At 68.9% G+C, this 4,661-nt stretch carries 7 protein-coding genes; all 7 read right to left on the bottom strand.

What is annotated here, in order from left to right:
* Positions 1-446 (bottom strand): GTPase (locus V7D63_RS13145; RefSeq protein WP_333592726.1); only part of this gene is annotated, 446 nt, incomplete at its 3' end.
* A complete protein-coding gene (gene rnc, locus V7D63_RS13140) occupies positions 443-1,153 on the bottom strand; it encodes a ribonuclease III (RefSeq protein ID WP_333592725.1) in 711 nt (236 codons plus the stop codon). The genes V7D63_RS13145 and rnc, both read right to left, overlap by 4 nt.
* Positions 1,153-1,926 (bottom strand): signal peptidase I, encoded by a 774-nt coding sequence (gene lepB / locus V7D63_RS13135; RefSeq protein ID WP_333592727.1) that lies wholly within the window; start codon positions 1,924-1,926, stop codon positions 1,153-1,155. The genes rnc and lepB overlap by 1 nt, the downstream gene beginning before the upstream one ends.
* A 661-nt stretch (positions 1,927-2,587) precedes the next feature.
* A complete protein-coding gene (gene acpS / locus V7D63_RS13130) occupies positions 2,588-2,989 on the bottom strand; it encodes a holo-ACP synthase (protein WP_333592724.1) in 402 nt (133 codons plus the stop codon).
* Positions 2,986-3,726, bottom strand: a complete 741-nt coding sequence (locus V7D63_RS13125) for a pyridoxine 5'-phosphate synthase (RefSeq protein WP_333592723.1) — start codon at positions 3,724-3,726, stop codon at positions 2,986-2,988. The genes acpS and V7D63_RS13125 overlap by 4 nt, the downstream gene beginning before the upstream one ends.
* On the bottom strand, positions 3,723-4,310 hold the full coding sequence (gene pyrE, locus V7D63_RS13120) for an orotate phosphoribosyltransferase (protein ID WP_333592722.1): 588 nt from the start codon (positions 4,308-4,310) through the stop codon (positions 3,723-3,725). Before pyrE ends, V7D63_RS13125 begins: the two co-directional genes overlap by 4 nt.
* 40 nt (positions 4,311-4,350) lie before the next feature.
* A partial coding sequence (locus V7D63_RS13115) for an LOG family protein (protein WP_333592721.1) occupies positions 4,351-4,661 on the bottom strand: 311 nt, incomplete at its 5' end.

The following is a 4,661-nucleotide window of genomic DNA, read 5'->3' as shown; positions in this document are numbered from 1 at the left end:
AGGGTGTCGCGGCGCATGCCGTCGATCTTGTTCAGCGCCAGTATGGCCTTGGCGCCCGTCGCCTTCAGATTGGCGATGATGGTCTCGGTGTCCTCGGCCGAGCGGCGGTCGGCGGGCGTGCCCTCGCGGCCCTCGGCGCCCAGTTCGGACTGGGCGTCGACCAGATGGACCACGGCGTCGGCGTCCTGCGCCCCGCCCCAGGCCGAGGCGACCATGGCGCGGTCCAGTCGGCGGCGCGGGGTGAAGATGCCGGGGGTGTCGACCAGTACGATCTGCGCCCGGCCCGCCATGGCGATGCCGCGCACCGGAAAGCGCGTCGTCTGGACCTTCTGGGTGACGATGGAGACCTTGGACCCCGTCAGTCGGTTCACCAGGGTGGACTTGCCGGCGTTGGGCGCGCCTATGACGGCGACGAATCCTGCGCGCTGGGGGGTCTGGTCGGTCAAATCACGCCTTCACGTTTGAGCATGGCGGTCGCGGCCGCCTTCTCCGCCTCCTGACGCGAACGCCCCTGGGCGGTCAAGGGTTCGACGCCCTGGACCGAGACTTCGACGGTGAAGGTCGGCGCATGGTCTGAGCCGGTGCGGTTGACGACGACATAGGCCGGCAAGGGGCGGCCCAGACCTTGCGCCCATTCCTGCAAGGCCGATTTCGGATTGGCGTGGGCGGTCGGGGTCGGCGCGGCCAGTTCTTCGGCCCAGGCGCGTTCAAACGCGGCGCGGGCGGCGTCGATGCCGCCGTCCAGCCATACCGCCGCCAGCACGGCCTCCACGGCGTCGGCGATCAGCCCAGCCTTGCGCCGTCCGCCCGACTTGCTCTCGCCCGGCGACAGACGCAGCGCCTCGCCGACGCCCAGTCGTTCGCCGACGCGGGCGCAGGCGGACTTATCGACCAGGCCGTGCAGGGCCGAAGACAGCTCGCCCTCGTCCGCCAGCGGATTCTCACGGCACAGCCGGTCGGCCACCAGCAGGCCCAGCACCCGGTCGCCCAAGAACTCCAGCCGCTCGTTGTCGATGGGTCCACGTGGTCCCGGCGGCGCACCCTCGGCCACGCTGGCGTGGGTCAGGGCGCGCTCCAGCAGGGCGCGATCCTTGAACTCATGGCCCAGGCGCCGGACCAGGGCGGCGACCGCCTCGGCCCGACGGTCGGCCATCACTTCAAGACGGTGAAGAAGCGGCTGGGCCGGACGTTGGCGAACCAGCTCACCGGATTGAACAGCGAGGCTCCCGGCGACCAGGAGAACAGGATGATCTCGGCCTTGCCGATCAGGTTCTCGGCCGGGACAAGGCCCACGCCGCTGTTCTGGTCGTAACGGCTGTCCACCGAGTTGTCGCGGTTGTCGCCCATCATGAAATAGTGGCCGGCGGGCACGATATAGACGCCCGTGTCGTCCACTTCGCCGCTCGGACCAAAGTCCTGGATCGAGAAGGACTTGCCGCCCGGCAGGGTCTCACGCAGGCGAGTCACCGGACGCGGGCCGAAGACGTCTTCGATCTGGCTCTGGCTGACGACCACGTCATCGACCGGCTGGCCGTTGATGTGCAGCCGGTTGGCGATCATCTGGATGCGGTCGCCCGGCAGGCCGATCAGGCGCTTGATGTAGTCGGTCTTGTTGTCGCGCGGCAGCTTGAACACCACGATGTCGCCCCGCTGGGGCGCGCGTTCCATGATCCGGCCCTGGAACAGGTTCGGGCTGAACGGGATCGAGTGTTTGGAGTAGCCGTAGCTCCACTTGGACACGACGATGTAGTCGCCCTCATACAGGTTCGGCTCCATCGAGGCCGACGGAATGGTGAAGGGCTGGAACAGGAAGACCCGCAGCACGAAGGCGATCAGCAGGGCGAAGAAGATGGTCTTCAGTATCTCGACGGTCTCGCTGCCGCCCGAAGACGACTTGCCCTTCTTGCGGGCCTTGCGGTCGTAGATCGGGGCCGGAGATTCCTCGAACGGCGCATCGCCGTGGTCACTCCAGACTGGCTTCTTGTCCGAAGCGTGGGCCGCCGCGGCCGCAGCGGCGGCGACGGCGACCGTCTCGACCACCGGGGCGTGGTCGTCATGAGATGCGGTCTCGCCATGGGCGGCGTGGGCGTCGGCGGCGGGAGCGTCATGACCATGTTCGGCATGACCGTGATCATCATGGTGGCCATGCCCGTCGCTGACCGCCGCGACGGCGGCCGGAGCATGGTCTGAATGGCCGTGATCGTCTTGGTGGACGTCGGCATGGCCGTGATCGCCGTGAGGGGCCGCCTCGGCATGGCCGTGGTCGTCATGATGCGCGGCCTCGGCATGACCGTGGTCGTCGTGAGCGGCCGCCTCGCCGTGGCCGTGTCCATGATCGTCATGGTGGCCGTGACCGTCGCTCACCGCCTCGACGGCGGCGGGGGCGTGATGCCCGTCGCCATGGTCATCATGGTCGTGACCGTGGTCGTCCGGCTTCGGCGCGGCATGGTCGTCGTGACCGTGCCCATGATCGTTTCCATGGCCGTGCCCATGATCGTGATCGTCGTGCGGCTTGTGGTCGTCGCTCATCGTCTTCGTCCCCCGGCCGCTGCACGCGGTCTTTCGGCGCGAAATCGGTATATCGTGATTACGATACCCGCAAGGCTTCGATCACCACGAAGGCGAGCGCATAGGGGTGCTCGTCGCTCAGGGTCAGGTGAATTTCGGCCCGGTGTCCCTCCGGCGTCAGTCGCGCCAGGTGTTCGGCGGCATGGCCGGTCAGGGCCAGGGTCGGCTGGCCGCTGGGCCGGTTCACCACCCCGATGTCGCGCCAATAGACGTCGCGCCGCATGCCGGTGCCCAGGGCCTTGGCGCAGGCCTCCTTGGCCGCGAACCGCTTGGCGTAGCTCCAGGCCGCGTCGGGCTTGCGTTCCGACCGGGCGATCTCCAGCGGGGTGAAGCAGCGGTTGCGGAAGCGGTCGCCGAACCGGTCCAGCGACGTCTGGATGCGGCGGATGTCGCACAGGTCCGCGCCCACGCCGACGATCATGGCGCCGCCTCGTCCATAGCCGCCCGCATCCGCCGGATGGCGGCGTCCAGGCCGACGAACACCGCTTCGCCGATCAGGAAATGGCCGATATTCAACTCGACGATCTCAGGGATCGCCAGGACCGCCCCGGCGGTGTCGTAGTCCAGTCCATGTCCGGCGTGGACCTCCAGCCCGGCAGCCTGGGCGCGGGCGGCGGCGGCGGCCAGGCGGTCGAACTCGGGTCCGCGTTCGGCCAAAGGCAGGTGGCAGTAGCGGCCGGTGTGGAACTCCACCACCTGAGCGCCCACGGCGGCGGCGGCGTCGACCTGTTCCGGCGACGGCTCGATGAACAGGCTGACGCGGATTCCGGCGTCGGCCAGCGCCCTGACGACGGGCGCGATCCGGTCTTCGTGCCCCGCCACGGCCAGGCCGCCCTCGGTCGTCACCTCCTCGCGCCGCTCGGGCACCAGACAGGCGGCGTGGGGCCGGTGCCGCAGGGCGATGTCCAGCATCTCGTCGGTGACCGCCATCTCCAGGTTCAGCGGCCGGTCGAAGCGACGGCACAGTTCGGTCAGGGCGATGATGTCCGCGTCGGTGATGTGGCGACGGTCCTCGCGCAGATGGGCGGTGACGCCGTCCGCCCCCGCCTCGATGGCCTCGCGCGCCGCCCGCACCGGATCAGGGTGCGTTCCGCCGCGTGCGTTCCGCACCGTGGCGACGTGGTCGATATTGACCCCCAGGCGGACGCGGCGGCTCATCCCTTGGCCAGCCTGCGGCTGCCGGGGTCCTCGACCGGCAGGGCCGCCAGCTCGGGCGGCAGGGCGTCGGCGGGATATGCAGGCACATCCAGCGTCGCCAGGGCCACCAGCGGCACGCCGACGTCGGCGCGGCCGCCTGAACGATCGACGATGCAGGCGGCGGCCACGACGTCTCCCCCGGCCTTCCTGATCGCCTCGATGCATTCGCGCGACGACAGGCCGGTGGTGACGATGTCCTCGACCATCACCACCTTCTGGCCCGGCTCGACATGGAAGCCCCGACGCAGCTTGAACGCGCCGCCTTCGCGCTCGACGTACATCGAGGGCACGCCCAGATGCCGGGCGGTCTCATAGCCGGGGATGATGCCGCCCACGGCGGGCGAAATGGCCACGTCCACCGGGCCGACGGCCGCGACGATCTTGTCCGCCAGCGCCTGGCACAGGCGCGCGCAGCGGGCCGTGTCCATGAAGACCAGGTTCTTTTGCAGGAAGACCGGGCTGTGCAGGCCCGACGACAGCACGAAATGGCCTTCGCGCAGAGCGCCCGCGGCGCGGAATTCTTCAAGGACGTCTTCAGAGGTCATGGCTTCCCATAGCGCCAGGCCGGGGGCGATGGGAACCCGCCTATTCGATCGACTGATGCGGCTTCAACCCGCAGGCCAGCAGGCAGGCCCACACCGCCTCCGCGTCTTCCGCGAACCGGAACAGCTTCAGATCGTCCGGCGTGATCATGCCGTGGCGGACCAGTTCGTCGAAATTGATCACCGAGCGCCAATAGGCTTCGTCGAACAGCACGATGGGGATCGGCGGCGCCTTGTCGGTCTGGCGCAGGGTCAGGATCTCGAACAGTTCGTCGAAGGTGCCGAAGCCGCCGGGAAACACCACCAGGGCGTTGGCCCGCATCGCCAGATGCATCTTGCGCATGGCGAAGTAGT

It is taken from the genome of Brevundimonas sp., from assembly GCF_036732845.1.
GTDB lineage: Bacteria > Pseudomonadota > Alphaproteobacteria > Caulobacterales > Caulobacteraceae > Brevundimonas.
This window is presented reverse-complemented; position numbering and strand designations above follow the sequence as displayed.